This is a genomic window from Nostoc sp. 2RC, assembly GCF_014222165.1.
In the GTDB taxonomy this organism is placed as follows: Bacteria; Cyanobacteriota; Cyanobacteriia; order Cyanobacteriales; family Nostocaceae; genus Nostoc; species Nostoc linckia.
Map to the genome: position 1 here is coordinate 1 of NZ_JACKZU010000839.1, position 262 is coordinate 262.

At 42.7% G+C, this 262-nt stretch carries 1 protein-coding gene and 1 pseudogene; both read right to left on the minus strand.

What is annotated here, in order from left to right; all coding sequences use genetic code 11:
- Positions 1–109: pseudogene (locus GNE10_RS36455) on the minus strand (XRE family transcriptional regulator); the annotation flags it as partial.
- The coding region (locus tag GNE10_RS35195) for a type II toxin-antitoxin system RelE/ParE family toxin (RefSeq protein ID WP_185570590.1) at positions 106–262 on the minus strand (157 nt) is incomplete at its 5' end. The pseudogene GNE10_RS36455 and the gene GNE10_RS35195, both read right to left, overlap by 4 nt.

Below are 262 nucleotides of genomic sequence, written 5' to 3' on the forward strand. Positions count from 1 at the left end.
GTACCTGAATCCCTATTTTGCCCCGCGTAAAAAGTTCCGAAGCATTCGACAAACCGAGGTCAGCGAATACGTTACCACTGCTTTCTTCAAAAACTGGTTCCTGTGTCATTCTTGCTTCTCTCTTGCTACTGCGTCTTTATAGCGTTGTTTGATCAGATCAACATCAGCTAGTGGAGTTTTAATCCCCTGCTTTGATTTCTTTTGAAAAGCGTGCAGGACATAAATTTTCTCCCCAATCTTTACTGCGTAGACTGCTCTGTAA